Raw genomic sequence first — 21,182 nt, forward strand, 5'->3', positions numbered from 1 at the left:
CGAAGAGCTAAGAGTCGTTAATTAAATTTAAATCATGTAAAATAAGGGATTATATGTATGATTCGTTCGTTGCAGCTTTTTTTTTCATAAGGTATAATGGTACCCGGACTGTCGGATAATGTCGAAATTGTTCAAAATCATGCAAGGAGGGAATTCGCCATGCCTAAATATTTGCTGCGTCTTTTCAGCTTTAGCTTCATTCTCGCGGCGATTCCTGTCATTTCCATAGGACTCATTTCTTATCTTATTGCATCTAACGATATCGAAGACAAGGTTAAGGAAGGCAATATGCAGGTGCTGCTGCAGACGCAGATGCGCGTAGAACAGGTGTTAAAGACGCTGGAGCTGACATCGCTGCAATACATTAATTCGCCGCTGGTCAACGGCGCGCTCAATGCGAGCCTGACGGCGGACGATTTTATCGAGGTCCGGAATTTATCGACCGGCTTGTATAATCTGCAGACGTTTGCCGGCATCCGCGACGCTCACTTGATCAACCTGCAAAAGGATTGGGTAGTCAGCTTCGCCTCGTTTGGAAAATACAGCAGCGCCGCCGAACGCGATACGTTCGCAGCTTACGCCAAGCATCCGAACAGCAGTCTGTTTTGGGTGACGAGCGGCGTGAAAACCGGCAAGACTGGGGATAACGCCGATAAACCGGCCGATTCCGACGATAAGTCGGCAGCTGACGCCGCTGTGGAGGAAACAACCTCGCTTCCTTCCATTCGCATGGTGTACAAAATTCCTGTCGTTCCCACAACCGGCCAACCGAAAGCGCTTTTAGTCGTTGAAATTTTAAACAGTCAAGTCAAGAGCCTTATATCCAACAACAAAAAGCTCGGCGATGTATTCATTCTCGACCGGGACGGGCGCAACTTTTTGGGCGAGAACAGCGATCCCGAAACGAATAAAGCCATTCATGAGCTTGTTCTGCAAAAAGTGCGGGCGACCGATGAAGAATCCGGTTTTTTAAACACCAGCGTCAACGGCACCGAACTGGGTGTTTCATACCGGTCGTCGCCTTATAACGGATGGGTCTATATATCCGCAGTATCTATTGAGGACATTACCAAGCAGTCGAAAAAAATAGCATGGATTACGTTTTTCGTGTGTGCGATTTTATTTTTGCTGATCGCCCTGTTCGCTTTTTACGGCAGCCGGAAAATGTATTCCCCGATTAAACGTTTATTCGAATTTACCCGGGGCATTCAGGTTGAAGGGCAGGACGATCGGTATCAGGATGAGTTTGTGTCCATCGAAGAGCGTTTCCGCACCTTGTTCAGTACGGAAAAGCAGCTGCAGCAGCAGGTAAGCGGACAAGTGACGCAGCTGAAAGAATTTTTCGTGCTGAAATTGTTTTCCGGGCAGCTGTCCGATAACGATTTTGCTTATCGTTCCCAAATGTACGGCTTTCCGTCCGATTGGAAGCGGCTTGGCGTGCTGACTCTGCAGATCGATGCGCTTCAGGAGTCCCGTTACGGCGAGCATGACAGGGAACTGCTGCTGTTTGCCATTAATAATATTGTGGGCGAGCTCGTGCCGCAAAATCGCCGGTTCAGTCCCGTGCTGCTCGATCAGTCGCAGGTGACGCTGATTACAAGCGATTCGGACGATGAGGAAGAGCTGAAAGCGTATCTCCATCAAACCGCCGAGCTCGTGAAAGAGAAAGTGAACGAATTTTTGCAGCTCCAGGTCAGCATCGGGATCAGCCGGCCTTTCCGGAAAGTAACCGAAGCCGTTCAAGGCTACGGGGAATCGCTCGAAGCGCTGAAATGCAGAATGAGTCTGGGTCATGCTATTATTGTCCATTTTGAGGATATCGATGCAGGCAAGAAGGCGATGGAGGTCACCGTTTACACTCAGCTCAAAATGCTCGAGGATCAATTGGTGAATGCGCTGAAGCTGGGCGACGTCGAACGGGTGGATGCCGTTTTCGATAAATATATTTCCGCGATCGTGGAGAAGGGCATTCATTTCAACGAGTATCCGGCGCTCATGATGCAGCTCATCTCCAAAGCGTTCCAGCTTGTGCAGGAGCAGGGCGGATCGGTCAACAATGTGCTTGGCGAAAAGGCGTCGTTCGAACATTTCATGAAGCTAAATACGCTTGAGGATATTATACGCTGGTTTAAAACGGTGCTGTTCGAGCCGATTATCGCTTTCCTGAATCTTCAGGCGGAATCGCAGTACTTGAATATCGCCAACCAGATGGTCAAGCTTGTGCACGAGCGGTTCGATCAGGAAATATCGCTGGAAGCATGCGGATCGATTCTGAATTTCCATCCGGTTTACTTAAGCCGTGTGTTCAAGAAAGAAATGGGCATCAACTTCAGCGAATATTTGGCGGACTACCGGATGAACATGGCCAAGAGCTGGCTGGAGAGCACGAACTGGAAAATATCCGAAATTGCCGAAAAGCTCAGCTACACGAATACGACCGCCTTTATCCGCACGTTCAGGAAAATTGTCGGCGTGACCCCGGGGCAATACCGGGACCAATATAATAAACAGTAGCCGTGCTATCGCCGGCGCAGCAGACCTGGAGGCTTACCCGCCCCCGGGTCTTTTTTTGTCGTAAGCATCGCACAACCTTGACCAACGCGCATATCCCTTAAGGACGGCATAGCCGTTAATCTTTGGTCAAAATGGTCAACTGAGCTTCCATTACAAGATTCGACAAGAAGGCTGCGGCGCGAGCCATATGCTTTATTTACACTGGGGCCGACAGGTTAAAATAAGTTGATTGCAGGTTGAATTCCGACTATTGCTTCCCGGCAGCGGCCGTATTCGCCAGTAAAAACGGCGTCAAACCGGAACAAAGCCGATGTTCGTCAACAAGTTTAATTATAGCGATAGCCTGTTCTCCGGTTAGGTGTGATAATAAAATCAAATAAGTCAATCGACACAAAGTAGGGAGGACAGCTCATGAGTTTACTTGCGAATAATGCAAATGCCAAAGTAAAGGTTAAACAGCGCAGCCCTTTAATGAAAGATCTGATCCGCGACAAATGGATGTACCTGATGCTGCTGCCGGGGGTGCTGTTTTTCATTATTTTCAAATACGTCCCGATGTACGGCTTGATTATGGCCTTTCAGGACTATAAGCCGCATCTGGGGATGCTGAACAGTCCGTTTGTCGGCTTGAAGCATTTCACCCGCTTCTTCAACGAGCCTCAATTTTTGGAATTGTTCAGGAATACGGCACTGTTGGCCGTGTATAATCTGGTATTCTTTTTCCCGCTGCCGATTGTGCTCTCTCTGATGATGAACGAGGTGCGCAGAGAGCGGTTCAAACGGTTCGTCCAAACGCTCGTTTATGTTCCCCATTTCGTGTCCTGGGTTGTTGTCGTCGGCGTATTCTATATGCTGTTAACGACCGAAGGCGGGGTTATCAACGAAATTTTGTTCGCCATTACCGGTCAAAAAATCGCGTTCCTTCTGGAGCCGGAATGGTTCCGGACGATGATTGTGACGCAGTCGATCTGGAAAGAAGTAGGCTGGGGCACGATCATTTTCTTGGCCGCATTGTCCGGCGTCGATCTGCAGCTGTATGAAGCCGCACGGATGGACGGCGCCAACCGCTGGAGACAGCTGTGGCATATTACGCTTCCGGCGATCCGCAGCACGATTGTCATTTTGCTCATTTTGCGGTTAGGATCGTTCCTGGATTCCGGTTTTGAACATATTTTCCTGATGCTGGCTCCGACAAACCGCGAGGTTGGGGAAGTGTTCGACACGTACGTATATGTGAAAGGTTTGACGCAGTCGCAGTTCAGCTACAGCGCCGCGGTCGGCCTGTTCAAGTCTGTGGTCGGACTCGTTCTCGTCATCAGCGCTAACTGGCTGGCGAAAAGATTCGGTGAAGAAGGCGTCTATTAAAATATAGCTGGAGATAAGGAGGCTGAACCTATATGAATCACGATAATACTTTGGGCAATAAAATTTTTGACGGCGTTAACTATATCGTATTGTCGGTCATCGCATTGATTACGATTCTTCCCTTTATTTATATTTTGGCGGTTTCGTTCACGAGCCCGCATGAGGTAGCCAAGGGCGGATTTATTTTATTCCCGAAGGAATGGTCGTTATCGGCTTACAAATACATTTTCTCGACGAACACGCTCATTAGAAGCTTGGGCGTTTCGATTTACATTACGGTGGTGGGAACGGCGATCAACCTGCTGCTCACCTCGCTGATGGCTTACCCGCTGGCCCGCCCTACACTGCGCGGCCGGCAAACGATATTGATGGCCGTTTTGTTTACGATGCTGTTCAGCGGCGGGCTGATTCCGACCTATTTTGTAGTCAAAGGGATGGGTCTGACGAATACGCTGTGGTCGCTTATGATTCCGAATGCGATCAGCGCGTTTAACCTGATTGTCTTGAAAAACTTTTTCCAGCAAATTCCTGACGGCCTGGAAGATTCCGCGCGGATCGACGGCTGCAGCGATGTCGGCGTATTGTTCCGGATCGTGCTTCCGTTGTCCCTGCCGGCTATGGCGACGTTCGGACTGTTCTACGCGGTAACGCATTGGAACCAATTCTTTAACGCAATCATGTACATTAACGACAATACCAAATGGCCGGTGCAGGTGCTGCTGCGCGAAATCGTTATTTTGGCGCAAAGCCGGATCGGCGACACAAGCTTCGAGGAGACGGAGATTCAGCCTTTGACCATTCGGATGGCTGTTATCGTGTTCGCGACGATTCCGATCATGCTGGTTTACCCGTTCCTGCAGAAGCATTTTGCCAAAGGGGTTATGCTCGGTTCGGTTAAAGGCTGATAAAGCGTACGGCTTATCGAAAATGACAAGGCGAGAACAGCGCTGCGGGGGGATATGGCATGAAGGCAAGGCCGTCTATGGCTATGGCTTGCGCAGTTGCTGCGACGGCCGCGATGACCGCTTGCAGCGGAGAGTCCCGGCAAGCGGCTGCGCTGCCTGAGCAAGCCCCGCTGCCGCTGTCCATCGCCGTGGCGCAGGTCGGCGAGGTGCCCGACAAAGGAAACGAAATCGAGCGCCTCATCGAGTCTTATACGAACACGAAGCTGGATATTCAGTGGATTCCGAATGCTGCCTATACCGACAAAATAAACGTGCTCATTGCCTCCAACGAGCTGCCGAAGCTGCTGAGGGCGGAATATACGCCGCATATCATCGGAGCGATGCAGGCGGATTTGTTCTGGGAGCTCGGGCCTTTTTTGCCGCAATATCCGAATTTAAGCGCCCAGCATGCCCAGTATTACGATAATGTTTCCGTAAACGGCAAAATATACGGCATTCCCAACTTCCGCGATATCGGGCGGGCCGCGTTCATTTACCGCAAAGATTGGATGGACCGGTTGGGGCTGCGGCAGCCGGAAACGATTGACGATTGGTACGAGGTCTTAAAGGCGCTCGCGTTGAAGGATCCGGATCAAAACGGCAAAAACGATACGTACGGCTTGCTCCTGTACAAGAAGTACAACGAAGGACAGGCTTCGCTGATGAGCAGATTGGCCGTCTGCCTAGGAACGCCAAACAAGTGGACGATCGAGAACGGCAGCTTTGTTCCGGATTTCATGACGAAGGAGTACGAGGACGTGCTGAAGCTGTTCCGGCGGCTGTACGGCGAAAAGCTGATCAATCCGGATTTCGCCGTACTCGACCAGACGGAAGCGGAGAAGCTGTACGACTCCGGGCGGGCCGGGATTCGCGTCGCCGTCGCGCAAAACGCGAAAAGCCAGCAGGACCGACTGTCCAGGACGGATCCGTGGGCTGTCGTCGACGTCGAGCCGATGCGCGGGCCCGGGGGCATCCGCGTTGCCGGGGAAACGGGCAATAACGGCTTCTACGTCATCCCGAGATCGTCGGTCAAAACCGGAGAAGACGTCAAAAAGGTGCTGGCGTTTCTGGATCATATGATGGACCCGCAGATGGCCGCCTTGCTGCTTCGCGGTATTGAAGGCAAGCATTATGTCAAGTCCGGCGACAAAACCGAGTACAAGGATTTTACCGCTTTTCAACGGGATGTGAAGCCTTACCGCGACAATTTGCCGCAGATTGAAGGCTATAACGTTCCGCCGCTGAAAGACACGCCGCTTGGCGAGAAAGCCCAACAGATCGCTGAGGACAACATCCGGTATGTGCTGCCGAACCCGGCGTTGAACCTGCTGTCCACGACATATGCCGAGCGCGGCAGAGAGCTGGAGCAGCTGATCGGCGACGCTCAAACCCGCTACATTATGGGGAAATTGGACGATGCCGGCTGGAAGGTGGAAATCGAGCGATGGAAACAGGCGGGCGGCAAGGATATTATGGCCGAGTATAAGGCCGATTACGAAAGGATACATCCTTCGAAATAAGCGACACATCCGAAATTGGCAAGCTCGCGGCGCAGCTGCGTTATTATAATCTTCATCTTATTCTAAATCTTAATTGCAAAGGTGGGCTTAACATGAAAAAAAGATATGCGGTTTGCGGAGTCAGCAACCGGGCTATGTCGATGTTTATCGGACCTATGCTGAATACTTTTACGAATCATTGCGAAGTGGTGGGATTGCTGGATATCGATGCGAGGCGCCACACGATATGCAAAGACAAATTTCCTTCGCTGGCCGACGTACGCGAATACGGTCCGGACGATTTTAAACGAATGGTCGCCGAAACGAAGCCTGACGTTATTATCGTAACGGGTCGTGACGACACGCATGCCGGCTATATCGTTCAGGCGTTGGAGCATGATCTGGACGTACTGACCGAGAAGCCGATGGCGACGACGGGGGCGGATTGCCGCAGGATTATGGATGCCGAGGCGAAAAGCAAAGGCAAAGTGACCGTCACGTTCAACTACCGTTATGCGCCGATCCATACGAAAATTAAAGAAATGGTGCTGGATGGCAAGTTGGGCCGCATCACATCGGTCGATTTGAACTGGTACATCGATACGTACCATGGCGCAAGCTACTTCAAGCGCTGGAACCGCATCCGCGAAAATTCCGGCGGCTTGTCCATTCATAAAAGCTCGCATCATTTCGATCTGGTCAACTGGTGGATCGGACAAAGACCGGTGGAAGCTTTTGCGTTCGGGGCATTGAATTACTACGGTCCGGAAGGCGAGCTGAATCCGAAGAAAGAGGATGGACGCCATTGCAGCACCTGTGAGGTGAAGCAGGACTGCAGCTATTATACCCGTTGGTCGACACGCAGCCGAAATTTGAATGTCAAGGACGACCATCTGGGAGCCGTAGGCAATATGAGACCGACCGAGGCTTACAGCAACTACCGTCCGGACGCCTGTATTTTCGACTCCGAGATCAATATCGAGGATACGTACACGGCTACGGTCCGTTACGATCAAGGGGCTCTGCTCAGCTACTCCGTCAACTTTTCCGTGCCGTACGAAGGCTACCGTCTGGCGATCAACGGAACGAAGGGCAGATTGGAAACGACGGAATTCCACATGCCTGCAAGGGTGCCTTTCCCGACGCCGGTGCAAACTATCGATTACTTCCCGCTGTTCGGCTCGAAGGAAACGATTCATGTTGTGCATCGCGAAGGCGGACATGGCGGAGGCGACCCGGTGCTGCTTGAGGATTTGTTCCTCGGACCGGATCCGAAACGTCCTTACACGATTTTGTCCGGCAGTCTGGATGGAGCCGATTCCATCGGTACAGGCGAAGCGGTATGGCGTTCCGTCAAGGAAAAAAGACCGGTGCGAATCGACGAAGTTTTATCGGGAAATCTTACGCTATCCTCCAAATAGGACGGGAATGATCCGGCAATCGATCCAAGAACTCCATGCGCAACAATGGCGTGGAGTTCTTTGCTTGTTGTACTTATCCTGGGCCGTCGCTACCTTCGGTTTTTATTTCTCGGGAAATATCGACATTGGATCGGCAGCCGGAAAAGGGATTTAGCGGCGGTTGTGGATGGGGACTTCCGGAGTCCAATACTAACGTTTAAGTAACTATATTACGTTTAGGAAACGATCTTTCAATTTGCGATTGAAAGGGGTACCATTAACGATAAATCATATAACGTATCGGAGTGGTCGGTATGGAACCGTGGAAGCGAACGATGTGGATACTGTGGGTAGGCGTGCTGCTCTGCAGCTCCAGCTATACGATGTCGGTGCCTTTTCTGCCGTTGTTTTTGCTGGATCTTGGGGTGGACCAAGGAACGGTCAATCTGTGGGCGGGAATCGTATATTCCTCTTCCTTCCTTGTCGGGGCGATCATGGCGCCCTTCTGGGGCTCTCTGGCCGATCGCTACGGAAAACGCAAAATGGTCATTCGCGCCGGATTGAGCATCGCGGTCATATACGCATTATTCTCGATAGTCCAAAATCCGTGGCAGCTGATGGGAGTCAGGCTGCTGCACGGCTTTGTCGGCGGTTTCGTTCCGGCTTCCATGGCTATCGTCGCCTCGAAGACGCCGGAGCAGCATATGGGCTGGAGTCTCGGCATGATGCAGGCGGGAACGATGTCCGGCGGCATTCTCGGTCCGCTCTTTGGCGGGATATTGGCGGATTGGTTCGGACTAAGGATGTCGTTCGTCGTGGCGGCCTGCATTATTTTGACTGCTGCGTTGGCCGTTATTTTCTGGGTGGACGAAGGGAAAAACGGCAATCAGGCGAGCGCCGCCAAGGTCGGCGTACTCCAGACGTGGAAGGAAGCGGCGGGCAACCGGATGTTGATGCTTATGCTGCTGCTGCTGTTTATTTTCCAGCTGTCGATTAATATGATCCAGCCGTTTCTTACTCTACATATCGCCGATCTTCAAGGGAAGCTGCAGGGAGCCGTGCTGACATCGGGCATTATTTTCTCTATCATCGGTATCGCCGGCATTATCGCTTCGCCTTTCTGGGGAAAGATCGGGCAAAAATACAGTTATACATATATCCTTTGCATTTGTCTGCTGATCGCAGGCGCCGTAGAATCTACACAATATTTCGTTCAGCAGCTGTGGCTGTTTACGGCTGTGCAGTTTATTTTCGGGTTTTTCATGTCAGGCGTCACGCCTTCCATTAACACGATGGTCATCAATCATACGGATGCCGAGTTCCGCGGCCGCTCCTTCGGGTTAACGACGAGCGCCAACCAGTTCGGGGCGATGGCCGGGCCGTTAATCGGCGGCGTACTTGGTCTCGGTCTTAATATTCATTGGATTTTTGTCGCGACGGGACTGCTGCTGGTCGTTACCGGCGCAGTCGTACACGTGAGCTCCAGGCAGGCCGCACAGAAGGGCAAGGAATGGGAGGCGAGCACGCATTGATCAAATGGCTGGCATTTTTCGCGGAGTTTGCCCGGTTTATCGTCATTTTCGCGCTCGGGCTGGCGATTTTGGGTGAAGTGGAAGGGGCGATTTACAGCATGATTGGCGTCGCGCCCGGCGGGAATATGTGGTGGATGGCCGGACTCGCTAATGTGCTGCTCCTGCAAATCGTTTACCGCAATCGGCTGCAATTTTCCGGCTGGTTGAAAAGCCCGGCGAACCGGAAGCTGTCCGGACGGACGACGATGCTGCTGGCAAGCGTTTCGCTGCTGCTTCTGCTTATTGCGTCATGCTTGCCCGGATGAAGCAGGCATATAGATTTAAGGCCGGATGGAAGGAGCCGGGAGCTAATCCCGGCTTCTTTTTTATGGCTGGGCCGCATAAACTGTAACGTACAGGCTGGCGGCAACCGTAAGGTTTACGCTAGTGAACTCGTTCAGCATTGCTGAACATCGGGGAATCAGATGGGGACTCTACCTCACCTGATTCAAGGCCCACCTTAGAGGTGGGGGTCTTAACCCGATAAAGTCGTAATCGGATAACCGGCCAGTCGCGTCAGGCCATTCGATTGATCGCTGAAATCGGATAAGCCGGGGAGCTTTCCGGCGTACGTGCCGCTGCAGCAAATATGTACAGGGGGAGCCGCATACATGCTTGTGCTTAGGCGAAGATGGAGAAGCAGACCCGCAGGTTCCAAAAAGATCAAACGCAACTTTATACTGCTGTTGATTATCGTGTTTTTGTTTTCGCTCCAATCCTATATTTATATTGAGAAAAATTTGAAGCCGCCATTGACGAATCTGGCGAAAGTACGGGTCAAGCAGATCGCGACGCAGTCCATCAATACGGCGATCTCCGACCGGATTGCCAGAAACACCAATTTTGAAAAGCTCATCGACTGGAAAACCGACCGCAACGGTAAAATTACGGGCTTCATGCTGAATTATGCAGAGCATATGAGAATTACAGCCGATACGATAAAAACGGTACAGGATCAGCTCAGCAGTCTGAAAAGCATCCCGGAGCATATTCCGTTAGGGCAGGCGCTGAACAGCCCGATTCTGGCCTCCTTCGGACCGGACATTCCGATCCGGCTCGTGCCGGCCGGCGCGGTTAAGGTGGATTTGGACACGCGACCGCAAAATGTCGGAATCAACATGATTCTCGTTGAGGTATATATCCGGATTACCGCGGAGGTATCGGTAATTATTCCTTTGGATACGGTGCCGGAAGTGGTGGAGACGGAGGTGCCGATCTCGTATGCGCTGGTCGTGGGGGATGTGCCGACATATTATTTTGACGCCAAAGGCAATCCGGCCGGCGGCAGCCCGGCACTGCCGCCGGGCGTTACTTTGCCGCAGCTGAGTCTCCCCAAAGCATCGAATCCGGCTTCGGGCGGCGAACATGGCGAAGGTCCCGCGAAGGAGGAAAAGAAATAACGACCGTTTTAGCTGCATGCTTGCGAAATCGCAGGCGAAGACGTTGGACTGAGCGATCAAATGAAGCGTATCCTCAGCATACATGAGATACGCTTCTTAGGTTAGTCGGGCATGGAATGAATAGAGGAACGCTATTTTTTGCTGCGCAATCGTTCTTCCCGTTCCCATTTGCGCAAAAACGGATACGGATCGAACGACCAGTCCGTCAAGCCGTTATCGCGGTACAAGCCGTAATGCAAATGCGGGGGAAATTTGCCTGATGTGCCCGGTTTGCCGTACCCTGAACTGCCGACCCAGCCGATTACTTGTCCGGGCTTGACGATATCTCCTTGTTTAACTTCCTTACTGTAGCCCGACAAATGGGCAAAGTAGTGATACACATTGCTCAAATCGCGGATGCCGACCCGCCAGCCCCCGTAAGGATTCCAGCCCATAACCTCGATAATGCCGTAGGTCGCGCTTCGGACAGGCACGCCGTACCCGGCGAACAGATCGGTTCCCTCATGAATGCGGAAGCCTCCCCAGCCGCGGCTTGCCCCCCAGGTACTGCGGTATGTATAATCGGCCTTCAGCGGCATTACGAACGTATGCTCGTGCAAATCGAGCGTATCGAACTTGGAGTAGATGCCGGCGAACTGCTGTATTCTTTCGACGCTGCGCGTATTTTGATAATATTCCCATAAGCCGATTCTCAGATCCTCCTGAGCCGTGCCGCGCTTGAGCATATACATGGCCATGGAGTAGAGTACGTCAAGGCCGTTTTTACGGTCGGCAAGCCCATCGCCGGAGCCGTCCCTGCCCATCCCGTCGAACAGGGCGATGCTTGCTTCAACCGTGTCTTCATGATCGGGATTCATCATCCCGCACCATTGGAGTTCCGTAATATAAATTCCGGTGGTCGTATTATCCACGGTCCGTTTTTTGGCCAGGTTGATCGTCCGCTCGTATTGGTCGACGGCAGCCAAGTAATACCACGGAATTCCGGTTAAAGCGCTGACTTTTTCAAACGTATCTTTCCGTTCGGCGAAAATGGCTTTCATCGACTTCGTTTCGGCAGGCGCATTGTTTGCCTTCTTCTCGGGAGCGGCCTGCGCCGGCCATACCCCAAGCAGGACAGTTCCACATATCGTTGCCATAATTATGGATTGCTTCCAATATTGAGCCATGTCCGGTTAACCTCCATCGTCGGCCAGTAATTGTGTATGGGATTAGGATATGGAGCTTCAGCTTCTTTTATCCAATTGAAACCCGGAAACAGGAGGATCTATCCGGTTGCCGGTCTTTTTGAACGCGGTCGCTCATCCTTGAATAGACGACGATCGACGTTTTTCTTATAATGATATTATAAGAAAGGACCATGTCCGATCCGGTATGCGGCTGGACGAGCTAGTCGGAAAATGAACATAGTCGTATCATCATAAATTGGCTATAAAAATATGAAGGAGGATGCGGGATGGGGTTTGAGCATCGGGAGGAGCATATCGACGAGGGGATGCTGCTGCTGCAGGCCAATATCGACGACATGAATCCTGAATTATGCTCCTATGTGGGCGAATGCTTGTTTGAGGCCGGTGCTAATGATGTGTATTGGATACCGATTATTATGAAAAAAGGGCGCCCCGGCGTCATGCTGAACGTGCTCGTGGATGAAAGCCGGCTCGAGCGGATGGAAGAAGTGATTTTCCGCGAAACGACCACTATCGGTTTGCGGTATTTAAGGGCATCCTGCCACCGGCTGGCCCGCGAATTCAAGCAGGTCGCGACTCCTTGGGGCGCAATTCACGTGAAAGTCGGCTATCACCGGGGCCGAATGGTTCAATTCGCGCCGGAATTCAAGGAATGCGAGCAGGCAGCCAAGCAATACGGCGTTCCGCTCAAGCAGGTGTATGACGAGGTCAGACGATTGTTTTTGAACGGGGAGAAGCACAGCGATATGCTGTAGGAAGCAGTCGGCTGGCTGCCTGGATGAAGCAGACCTTCCGTTTGCGGCTGATGAAGCGGTTCACCCCGCTGAACTTGAGCACAACTTTTTAACATGAACTGACACAGCGAAGAGGCCCCTGGCAGACCTGGGGACTCTTCGCTCTATTATTATGATGCGGAAGGCTGCCCGGGAGTTTGCCGCTACTGCTTGAGATGGGCTTGCCCATGGACATGATCGCCTGTATTTTCATGGCACTGCGCGTGCGAATGATCATGGTCCTGTGTGTGGTCATGACTGTGTGCATGATCATGACCATGCGAATGATCATGGCCGTGTGCGTGATCATGGCCGTGTGCGTGATCGTGGCCGTGCGCGTGGTCGTGGCCGTGCGAATGATCGTGGCCGTGCGAATGATCGTGGCCGTGCGAATGATCGTGGCCGTGCGAATGATCGTGGCCGTGCGAATGATCGTGGCCGTGCGAATGATCGTGGCCGTGCGAATGATCATGGCCGTGTGAATGATCGTGGCCGTGCGCGTGATCGTGGCCGTGCGAATGATCGTGGCCGTGCGAATGATCATGGTCATGCGAATGATCATGGTGATGATGATGCTCATGCACGGTATGATGGCCGTGCGAAGGCAGGTCCTCATAGTGCTGCATCTGGAACTTATGAGGCATCGGGTCCGCCCGGCCTATGACGACCCGGAGCACGTTCGGCTGATTCGGCAAGTCACGGGTACCGGCTCCGTAGCCGATCGAATCGACAATCATCGGAGGGTAGCCTTTGGCAAATTCGTCAACCGTACCGGCGATAATTCCTGCTCCTGTCGGTGTCGTCATCTCCAGCGCATAGGCGGTAGGCGCAATCGGAAGTCCGCGCATCATTTCGAGTGTAGCAGGTGCGGGCACCGGATAGATCCCGTGGTCGCAGCGGACCGTTCCGGAGCCGAGTACGACAGGGGAGGATAAAACTTTCTCGACCTCCAGCGAATCCAATGCAAGCGCAACGCCGATTACATCCACAATGGAATCAATCGCTCCGACCTCATGAAAATGAACGGTTTCCAGAGGAATGTCGTGAATTTTGGCCTCGGCAATCCCGATTTTTTCGAAAACCGCAAGACTCAGCTTGACGACCCGCTCGTTGAAGCCGGCGCCGTGAATGATTTTTACAATTTCGGAATAATGTCTATGGTGGGTTGGAGGCGAGTTCGGATCAATCAGGACATCCATTTTTAAAGCGGAGATCCCTTTCTTATTGACCCTTTTCCACTCAAGGGAGAACGGCTCGATCTTGATTTTGCGCAGCTCTTCCTCAATATAATTACGGTCGGCCCCAGCATCAACCAGCGCCGCCAGCGTCATATCGCCGCTAATTCCGGAAAAACAGTCCAAATAGGCAATTTTCATCGCTTAATCCCTCTTTACCGTGTTTTTATGTATGAGTGCGGCGTTATAACCGGCCCCAAACCCGTTATCGATGTTAACGACCGAGACGCCTGGCGCGCATGAATTGAGCATCGCCAACAGCGCCGCCAAGCCTTGAAAGCTGGCGCCATAGCCGACGCTGGTCGGCACCGCTATGACCGGCTTGGACACAAGCCCGCCGAGCACGCTCGTCAGCGCGCCTTCCATGCCTGCGGCAACGACAATCGCCGTCGCGCCGCGGATCAGCTCCAACCGGCGGAACAGCCGGTGAATGCCGGCAACGCCGACATCGTAAACGCGCTCGACGCGGCAGCCCATATGCTCGGCCGTCAGCGCCGCTTCTTCGGCGACCGACAGGTCGGATGTGCCCGCGCAAACGACCGCCACATAGCCGTCGCTGTCCGCTGAGCGCGCTTCCCCATTCTTGTACCAGACGAGCGCGCGAGCCGCTTCATGGTATGTGATGCCTGCGAGCTGCTGCTGGATCACAGCCGCCTTTTCCGCGCTGACCCGGGTTGCCAAAACTTTGTCGGAATGTTGCATCAGCCTTTGAAAAATGGCCGCGATTTGCTCTGCACTCTTGCTCTCGCCGTAAATGACTTCAGGAAAGCCGGTTCTGCGTTCCCGGTCAATATCGAGCTGGGCAAAGCCAAGATCGTCGATCCGGAAACCGGATTCGTTGTTTTTATTCATTAAATCGTCGATATGCTTGTGAGCCTCGGCAATATCAAGGTCTCCGGAACGGACAAGCTTTAGAACAGCTTCCAAATTGATCATATGAGCCATATTCCCCCGAAACGGTGTGCAATAAGGTACCGTTAAAATTTCATATACTTTTCTAGTTTATCATAAAACAAAAGGAAAGTGGATTGTTATGGCTTTCATGATATAATAGCTTCAAGAGTACGGACAAACAAGCTGAAAGCAGGGACTAAACCTATGTCTACTCCAATTGAACGCAAGCCCGAGTGGCTGAAAATTAAATTGGCAACAGGTGAAAATTACAAGGAATTAAAAAATATGATGCGCGATAAAACGCTGCATACCGTTTGCGAGGAAGCGAAATGCCCGAATATCCACGAATGCTGGGCAAACCGCACCGCGACGTTTATGATTTTGGGCGATATTTGTACGCGGGCCTGCCGCTTCTGTGCGGTTACTTCGGGCCTGCCGACGGAGCTTGATTTGCAGGAGCCTGAACGCGTGGCCGAAGCGGCCGAGCAGATGGGGCTGAAGCATGTAGTGGTAACTTCCGTGGCGCGCGACGATCTGGCGGATGGAGGCGCTTCGATTTTTGCGGCGACGATACGGGCGATTCGCAAACGGCTTCCCTTTTGCAGCGTCGAGGTGTTGATTCCCGACTTTTTGGGCAACGAGGCTTCGTTAAGAACGGTGCTGGAGGCCAAGCCGGATATTTTGAATCATAACATTGAAACGGTGGAGCGTCTGTCGGATAAGGTGCGTTCCAAAGCGAAATACCGCCGGTCGCTGGAGCTGCTCGCCCGCTCGAAGCAAATCGCCCCCGGCATACCGACCAAGTCGAGCATTATGCTGGGCGTTGGCGAAGAATGGGCGGAAATCGTGCAAACGATGGACGATCTGCGCGAGGTTGACTGCAGCATTATGACGATCGGTCAATACTTGCAGCCGACTGTCAATCATTTAAAGGTGAAAAAGTATTATACGCCCGACCAATTCGCCGAGCTGAAAGCCGAAGGGATGAAGCGGGGCTTCAACCATGTTGAATCGGGACCGCTCGTCCGCAGTTCCTATCATGCGCATGAGCAGGTGAAGTCGGCCCAGCAGGCATAATTGAACGGCACAGCTTACGATCCGTACAGCGAAACACAGCATAAGCTTACGAAGTCAACTTGCTAGCGCAAAGTTAAGCAGATGCTTACGAAGTAAGTTTCGCAGAGCGAAACTCAGTAGATGCTTACGAAGTTAACTTTGCTAATGCAAAGTTAAGCATAAGCTTACGAAGTAAGTTTCGCACAGCGAAACTCTTAGGAGGGATACATTCAGAGTGATCCACATTGCTAACAAAACATACGAAGTAGTAGTAGACCATAAAAACGGATGGAAGCCGGATGCGTTCAAAGAACGCTACAGCGAAGTGTTGGAGAGGTATGATTACATCGTTGGGGATTGGGGCTATAATCAGCTGCGGCTGCGCGGTTTTTTTAAAGAAACTCACCCTAAAGCGACCAAGGAGTCCTCAATCGCCACGCTGCAGGACTATTTGAACGAGTATTGTAATTTTGGCTGCGCGTATTTCATTATCGAACGTATCCCTTCCAAGCATCAGACCGGCGAACAGCAGCATGGCTTGGCAGAGGAGAGCCTGGTTGATTTGGATGAGCAGGAGCAAGATCTGGAGCAGGAGCAGCCGCAGGCGAACCAACCAAGACAACAGCGTCATCAACGGCATCAAGAGCAGCAAAACAAACAGCGGCCGCACAACCAGCAGCGCAAACAGCACCATAACCAGTCGTCGAAGCCGCACCATCAGCAGGCCAGGCACGATCAGCCCAATTCGCACGGGACCAAAACCGTAAAGCCTACTTAGTGTAAGCGTGCCTTATCATAACCGGTTTCCGCAATAATATAAAAACAGGTACTGACCTTAGGTCAGTGCCTGTTTTCGTTGAGGGGCTCGTAACCTATAAACGCTTCGCGTACCCGGCTCCAAAAAGGAAACGGGCGGAAGCGGGCAAATTTCACTTTTTTGCCTGCCGCGACCATGCTGCGAATGGAGAGAACGTCGTTGCGCTGTACATAGACGTGATCCAGCGACAATAAAATATTTTGATTGGCTCTCGGATAAATGTCGCAATGATGATGCTTCGGCAAAATGATCGGGGATCCGAGCGTCCGGAATACCCGATTGTTGATCGACGCAATCTCGGCAATCTGAATCGCGTCGAGCGACGGGTGAACGATGGCGCCGCCCAAGCTTTTATTATAGGCGGTGCTGCCTGCAGGCGTAGAAATACAGATGCCGTCGCCGCGGAACGTTTCCAGCAGCTCATCGTTAATGTGCAGTTGGGCCATTAAAGTGGCGTCGACGCCTTTCAACGTGAATTCGTTGAGCGCCAACTGCGTTTCAATGCCTTGCGGCGTTGTAATCTGGATTTCGACCAGCGGATATTTTACTACCCGCAGATCGTTCAATTCGGCGCTTTCGCACATCACTTGAGCGAGCATTTCCACCTCGTCCGGCTTCCAGTCGGCAAAGAACCCGAGACGTCCCGTATGGATTCCGACGAAAGCGATCGTTTCCAGCTGGTCTTTGTATTGGTGGAACGCATGCAGCAGCGTTCCGTCGCCGCCGATGGAAAGCACGATGTCGGGATGCTGCTCCTCAAGAATTAAGCCATGCTGCTGAACGAGACGGTGAAAGTTCTGCATCAGCTGGATGGAAAGATCGTCACCGCGGTGTACAACGTTATATTTCAAGGGGGTCCCTCCTAAGAGTTTTTGCGTCAGCAAAAACTTTCTTCGTAAGCGTTACTGAGTTTTTGTGTCAGCAAAAACTTTCTTCGTTGTAAGGAAAGTATGGATATGTATACTTTGCTTTGCACTGCCTTGATAAACACGCTCGTCCAGAAGGTCGGCGAAGCCGCTTATCTTTGGTTAGCATTGCCTGTATAGCGCCGATGACCATCCGGCCCTGCTCGTCTTTAAGAGTAGCGCGAGCAGTATTCGTCAATCTGGTGGGTCAGGCTCTCCGACAAGTTGCGGAATTCCACGGCAATCCGGTACGAATCGCTGCTGTAATGAGAGACGCGTACAATTTCGCCATGAACGACGAACGGATTCGGATGGTCGGGCAGTATAAAGCTGAGCTCCAAATACAACGGATAAAAAATACGTGTATTCGTTACAAACGAGAGCCCGCCCGCGGAAATATCGTGAATTTGTCCGGAAAACGCGATGCCCTGGTGGGTGGACGTTTTGCGGACGCCGACGATGCGGCACGTTAACGGTGTCCGGGACTGCAGGTTGATCCGGTTAAAGCGCCGGTTTTGAAACATGCTTAGTTCCTGCGGAGGCGACAGCGTCAACGAATACATGCTGCGCTTCGTTTCCAGCTCGAGCAAATCGACAAACGCATAATATAAAACGCCCCGTTCCCGGAACGATATTTCGATAAAGCAAACATGATGTAATTTTTCCAAAGGATGCATCGAATGATATTCCAGAGCTGCAACTAATTGCTGCTCATCCGCTTTAAGCAATGCAAACGTATCCTCGTAGCAAAATGGCGATCCATCCTTCGTTTCACCGACAATGATGAGGCTGCAGGTCATTCCGGTTGTAACGAGTTCCAGAGCCAGCGCTTTGTTCCATTTCATAGAATCACCATTTAGAAAATAATATAAACCTTAAGGACAATACCTCCATCATAATCAATAATGACCAATAATACAATGGCGGACCTTTCGGACGGCAAAAACGCCCTATACCGGACGGCCATCTCGGCCGGGCATAGAGCGTAAGCAGATCGCAGCGCTTTTTACAGCGTCGTAATCAGAGGGAGTTCGAAGGAAGTCGCGAAATTCGGACTGACGGGCCGGATGCGTGCGGAAAAATGGGCGCCATGCCGCAAATGGGAAGGGATCATGGCTCGGTACTTCATCACCCGGTTGTCGATTTCCTTCACCGGGCTCATAGTTACGACAACAGGCTGCCAATGGCCCTCCTGTTCCTCGTAGTAGATGAGCTCCACGGCGGTGTCCATATACCAGACAGGTCCGAATTTAATCGTTGCGGTCACTTCCTTGAGCGGCTGCCCGAGCTCTTTCACCGTTCCGGCAGGATTCAAGGCGCGTTCGCCGGAGCCGTCATTGATTTCCAAAAATTTGACAAAATGCCAATTCGCCTTCATAAACGATTTATAGTCGGCGACCTTGACCGCCAGCTCATTACGATCGGCTAAAAACGATAAGGTCCGGTTCAATGTCGGCATATAAGACGAATGGGTATAATCCATGACCATCCGGTGCGTATTATAGACGGGGGCCAGCGTCATGATCGATCGTTTCATTCTGTCAACCCATTGGGCCGGAAGCGGGCCCTGGTTGTAATACAGCGGGATGACTTCCTGTTCGAGCAGCCGGTAAACAGAGTCGGTATTTTCGCGTTCCTGCGCTTGCGGGTCGGCGCTGAAGTCCCCTTCGATTCGCCAACCGTTCGTCCCTTCATAGGCTTCGTCCCACCAGCCGTCCAGCACGCTGAGATTGATAACGCCGTTCATGGCGGCTTTTTGACCGCTCGTACCGCTTGCTTCGTAAGGACGGAGCGGGTTGTTCAGCCATACGTCGACTCCTTGCACCAAATAGCGCGCCATGTTCATATCGTAATTTTCGAGCAGGACGATTTTACCGCGGAACCGCTCCATCCGGGATACCAGATAAATGTCACGGAGCATATCCTGACCCGGCTGATCGGCGGGATGGGCTTTGCCTGCAAACATAAATTGGACGGGACGGTCGGGATCGTTGACCAGCCGGTCCAGCCGGTCCAAATCTTTGAAAAGAAGCGTAGCTCTTTTATAAGTCGCGAACCGTCGGGCGAAACCGATCGTTAATGCTTTGCCGGATAAGTAGCCGCCGACCTCTTCGACCAAATGAGCGGGCATATCGTTTCGGCGCCGGTGCTCCCGAAGGTTGGAGCGCGCGTAACCGATCAGCTTTTCTTTTAGCCGGGTATGCGTTTCCCATAACGACTCCGCAGGGATGAGCTCAACCTGCCTCCATAAATCATGGTTCGTCTGATTCGTCAGCCACGTTCCGGGCAGAAAACGGCCGTACAGCTCTTTCAACTCATGGGCGAGCCAGCTGTTCATGTGAACGCCGTTCGTTATGTGGGAAATGGGCACTTCGTTCGTCTGGATATGGCCGTGGATCGAACGGAACATTTCCCGCGACACTTCCCCGTGCAGCTTGCTGACCCCGTTGCGCAGAGCGGATGTATTCAAGGCAAGATGCGTCATGTTGAACAGCTGTTTTCCTTCGTCCAGACCAAGCCCGATCAAGCCTTCCTTATGCTCCGCCCAACGGGTAAGCAGCGGGCTCAAATAGTAGTCGGTCAGATGCAGCGGAAACGCGTCGTGACCGGCGGGCACCGGGGTATGTGTCGTAAAAACGGAACTGGCGCGAATGATTTCCACGGCGACATGGAACGGCACGCCCGCCTCCAGCTGTTCCCGGATCCGCTCGTACGCCTGAAAAGCCGCATGTCCTTCGTTAATGTGATACACGGCGGTCGGCACATTCAGCGCACGCAGCACTTTCACCCCGCCCATGCCGAGCAGCATTTCCTGCGCGATGCGGGTATCCTGATCGCCGCCGTACAGCTGGGCAGTCAGTTCGCGGTCCCAGGGGCTGTTTTCTTCAACATCGGCATCGAGCAAATAGACGCTGACCCGGCCGACAAGCACCTGCCATATTCGCAATTGAACGGTGCGGTCGGCAAGCTGGAGCTGCACCGTTAACCACTCGTCTTGCCCGTTAAAAGCAGGGAGCAGGGGGAGCTTGGAAAAATCATAACGGACCGCTTCCGACAGCTGCCTGCCTTCTTTATTTATTTTTTGATTAAAGTAGCCCTTCTTGTATAACAGGCCGATTCCGACGAGAGGAAGTCCGAGGTCGCTGGCCGATTTGCAGTGATCTCCCGCAAGCACGCCAAGTCCCCCGGAATAAATCGGCAGCGATTCGTGAAAGCCGAATTCCGCGGAAAAATAGGCAAACTGCTGCTGACGGTGTTCGGGAAACGTTTTTTCGAACCAGGTATCGGCATGGCTGTATTCGTCCCATTGGCGAAAAACTTTTCCATACTGTTTTAAAAAGGCCGTATCTTTACTGAGCGGCTCCCAGACGTCCGGATGGGTTTCGGCCAGCAAACGAACAGGGTTGTGCAGAAACTGGTCCCACAGCTCCCGGCTGATCATGGCGAACAACTCCTTGGCGTCGTCATTCCAGCTGAACCACAGGTTATAGGCAAGCTCCGGCAGCCGCTCGATCGTTTTCGGAAGCTTCATGTTCCGGTAAGAAAACAAGGTATCCATGGCTGATTCCACCAACCTTTGACAATTTGTCTTGTTGTTCCCTTATTATTTTTTGAATGGCGT

Annotated in this window: 17 protein-coding genes; 11 read left to right on the top strand and 6 right to left on the bottom strand. The window is 52.2% G+C overall.

What is annotated here, in order from left to right:
* Positions 1-159 precede the first annotated feature (159 nt).
* The 8 genes from E1757_RS08680 (at position 160) to yunB (ending at position 10,693) form a co-directional block, all read left to right on the top strand.
* Entirely contained in the window at positions 160-2,514 is a 2,355-nt protein-coding gene (locus E1757_RS08680) for a helix-turn-helix domain-containing protein (RefSeq protein ID WP_133226822.1), read from the top strand.
* Positions 2,515-2,985: 471 nt separating this feature from the next.
* On the top strand, positions 2,986-3,879 hold the full coding sequence (locus E1757_RS08685) for an ABC transporter permease (RefSeq protein ID WP_281282487.1): 894 nt from the start codon (positions 2,986-2,988) through the stop codon (positions 3,877-3,879).
* 32 nt (positions 3,880-3,911) lie between these two features.
* Positions 3,912-4,784 carry a carbohydrate ABC transporter permease gene (locus E1757_RS08690; protein WP_133226826.1) on the top strand — a complete coding sequence of 291 codons (873 nt, stop codon included), beginning with the start codon at positions 3,912-3,914 and terminating at the stop codon, positions 4,782-4,784.
* Between the two features lie 59 nt (positions 4,785-4,843).
* Entirely contained in the window at positions 4,844-6,343 is a 1,500-nt protein-coding gene (locus E1757_RS08695; protein ID WP_133226828.1) for an extracellular solute-binding protein, read from the top strand.
* Positions 6,344-6,435: 92 nt separating this feature from the next.
* The gene (locus E1757_RS08700) at positions 6,436-7,743 is read left to right on the top strand and encodes a Gfo/Idh/MocA family protein (protein WP_133226830.1); all 1,308 of its coding nucleotides are present in this window, start codon (positions 6,436-6,438) and stop codon (positions 7,741-7,743) included.
* A 293-nt stretch (positions 7,744-8,036) separates the two neighbouring features.
* The gene (locus tag E1757_RS08705; protein ID WP_133226832.1) at positions 8,037-9,254 is read left to right on the top strand and encodes an MFS transporter; all 1,218 of its coding nucleotides are present in this window, start codon (positions 8,037-8,039) and stop codon (positions 9,252-9,254) included.
* A complete protein-coding gene (locus tag E1757_RS08710; RefSeq protein ID WP_133226834.1) occupies positions 9,251-9,559 on the top strand; it encodes a hypothetical protein in 309 nt (102 codons plus the stop codon). Before E1757_RS08705 ends, E1757_RS08710 begins: the two co-directional genes overlap by 4 nt.
* 345 nt (positions 9,560-9,904) lie before the next feature.
* Positions 9,905-10,693, top strand: coding sequence for a sporulation protein YunB (gene yunB / locus E1757_RS08715; protein ID WP_246079095.1), 789 nt, complete (start codon positions 9,905-9,907; stop codon positions 10,691-10,693).
* A gap of 131 nt (positions 10,694-10,824) precedes the next feature.
* Here the strand turns inward: yunB and E1757_RS08720 are convergent, their stop codons facing one another.
* Positions 10,825-11,859, bottom strand: coding sequence for a M23 family metallopeptidase (locus E1757_RS08720; RefSeq protein ID WP_181956625.1), 1,035 nt, complete (start codon positions 11,857-11,859; stop codon positions 10,825-10,827).
* Positions 11,860-12,146: 287 nt separating this feature from the next.
* Between E1757_RS08720 and larC2 the strand changes: the two genes are divergently transcribed.
* A complete protein-coding gene (larC2, locus tag E1757_RS08725) occupies positions 12,147-12,635 on the top strand; it encodes a nickel pincer cofactor biosynthesis protein LarC2 (RefSeq protein WP_133226836.1) in 489 nt (162 codons plus the stop codon).
* Between the two features lie 182 nt (positions 12,636-12,817).
* On the opposite strand, the gene larC is transcribed toward larC2, so the two are convergent.
* Both larC and larB read right to left on the bottom strand, forming a co-directional pair.
* On the bottom strand, positions 12,818-14,029 hold the full coding sequence (gene larC / locus E1757_RS08730; RefSeq protein WP_133226838.1) for a nickel pincer cofactor biosynthesis protein LarC: 1,212 nt from the start codon (positions 14,027-14,029) through the stop codon (positions 12,818-12,820).
* Between the two features lie 3 nt (positions 14,030-14,032).
* Positions 14,033-14,824, bottom strand: a complete 792-nt coding sequence (gene larB, locus E1757_RS08735; protein ID WP_133226840.1) for a nickel pincer cofactor biosynthesis protein LarB — start codon at positions 14,822-14,824, stop codon at positions 14,033-14,035.
* A gap of 141 nt (positions 14,825-14,965) precedes the next feature.
* Here larB and lipA point away from each other — a divergent pair, with 141 nt between their 5' ends.
* Both lipA and E1757_RS36410 read left to right on the top strand, forming a co-directional pair.
* Positions 14,966-15,859, top strand: a complete 894-nt coding sequence (gene lipA, locus E1757_RS08740) for a lipoyl synthase (RefSeq protein WP_281282488.1) — start codon at positions 14,966-14,968, stop codon at positions 15,857-15,859.
* Between the two features lie 214 nt (positions 15,860-16,073).
* Positions 16,074-16,616, top strand: a complete 543-nt coding sequence (locus E1757_RS36410; RefSeq protein WP_246079096.1) for a YutD family protein — start codon at positions 16,074-16,076, stop codon at positions 16,614-16,616.
* A gap of 62 nt (positions 16,617-16,678) precedes the next feature.
* Here the strand turns inward: E1757_RS36410 and E1757_RS08750 are convergent, their stop codons facing one another.
* The 3 genes from E1757_RS08750 to glgP all read right to left on the bottom strand — a co-directional run bounded on the left by E1757_RS08750 (position 16,679) and on the right by glgP (position 21,119).
* Positions 16,679-17,506, bottom strand: coding sequence for an NAD kinase (locus tag E1757_RS08750; protein ID WP_133226844.1), 828 nt, complete (start codon positions 17,504-17,506; stop codon positions 16,679-16,681).
* 224 nt (positions 17,507-17,730) lie between these two features.
* Entirely contained in the window at positions 17,731-18,405 is a 675-nt protein-coding gene (locus E1757_RS08755) for a flagellar brake protein (protein WP_133226846.1), read from the bottom strand.
* Positions 18,406-18,566: 161 nt separating this feature from the next.
* Positions 18,567-21,119, bottom strand: a complete 2,553-nt coding sequence (gene glgP / locus E1757_RS08760) for an alpha-glucan family phosphorylase (RefSeq protein WP_133226848.1) — start codon at positions 21,117-21,119, stop codon at positions 18,567-18,569.
* Positions 21,120-21,182: the final 63 nt, after the last annotated feature.

The sequence above is a fragment of the Paenibacillus piri genome (genome assembly GCF_004354045.1).
GTDB classification, from domain to species: domain Bacteria; phylum Bacillota; class Bacilli; order Paenibacillales; family NBRC-103111; genus Paenibacillus_S; species Paenibacillus_S piri.

Bases quoted from the DNA above. Each gene is read 5' to 3' on its own strand.
- E1757_RS08680 (WP_133226822.1), top strand. From the start codon at position 160: ATGCCTAAATATTTGCTGCGTCTTTTCAGCTTTAGCTTCATTCTCGCG.
- E1757_RS08685 (WP_281282487.1), top strand. From the start codon at position 2,986: ATGAAAGATCTGATCCGCGACAAATGGATGTACCTGATGCTGCTGCCG.
- E1757_RS08690 (WP_133226826.1), top strand. From the start codon at position 3,912: ATGAATCACGATAATACTTTGGGCAATAAAATTTTTGACGGCGTTAAC.
- E1757_RS08695 (WP_133226828.1), top strand. From the start codon at position 4,844: ATGAAGGCAAGGCCGTCTATGGCTATGGCTTGCGCAGTTGCTGCGACG.
- E1757_RS08700 (WP_133226830.1), top strand. From the start codon at position 6,436: ATGAAAAAAAGATATGCGGTTTGCGGAGTCAGCAACCGGGCTATGTCG.
- E1757_RS08705 (WP_133226832.1), top strand. From the start codon at position 8,037: ATGGAACCGTGGAAGCGAACGATGTGGATACTGTGGGTAGGCGTGCTG.
- yunB (WP_246079095.1), top strand. From the start codon at position 9,905: ATGCTTGTGCTTAGGCGAAGATGGAGAAGCAGACCCGCAGGTTCCAAA.
- E1757_RS08720 (WP_181956625.1), bottom strand. From the start codon at position 11,859: ATGGCTCAATATTGGAAGCAATCCATAATTATGGCAACGATATGTGGA.
- larC2 (WP_133226836.1), top strand. From the start codon at position 12,147: ATGGGGTTTGAGCATCGGGAGGAGCATATCGACGAGGGGATGCTGCTG.
- larC (WP_133226838.1), bottom strand. From the start codon at position 14,029: ATGAAAATTGCCTATTTGGACTGTTTTTCCGGAATTAGCGGCGATATG.
- larB (WP_133226840.1), bottom strand. From the start codon at position 14,824: ATGATCAATTTGGAAGCTGTTCTAAAGCTTGTCCGTTCCGGAGACCTT.
- E1757_RS08755 (WP_133226846.1), bottom strand. From the start codon at position 18,405: ATGAAATGGAACAAAGCGCTGGCTCTGGAACTCGTTACAACCGGAATG.
- glgP (WP_133226848.1), bottom strand. From the start codon at position 21,119: ATGGATACCTTGTTTTCTTACCGGAACATGAAGCTTCCGAAAACGATC.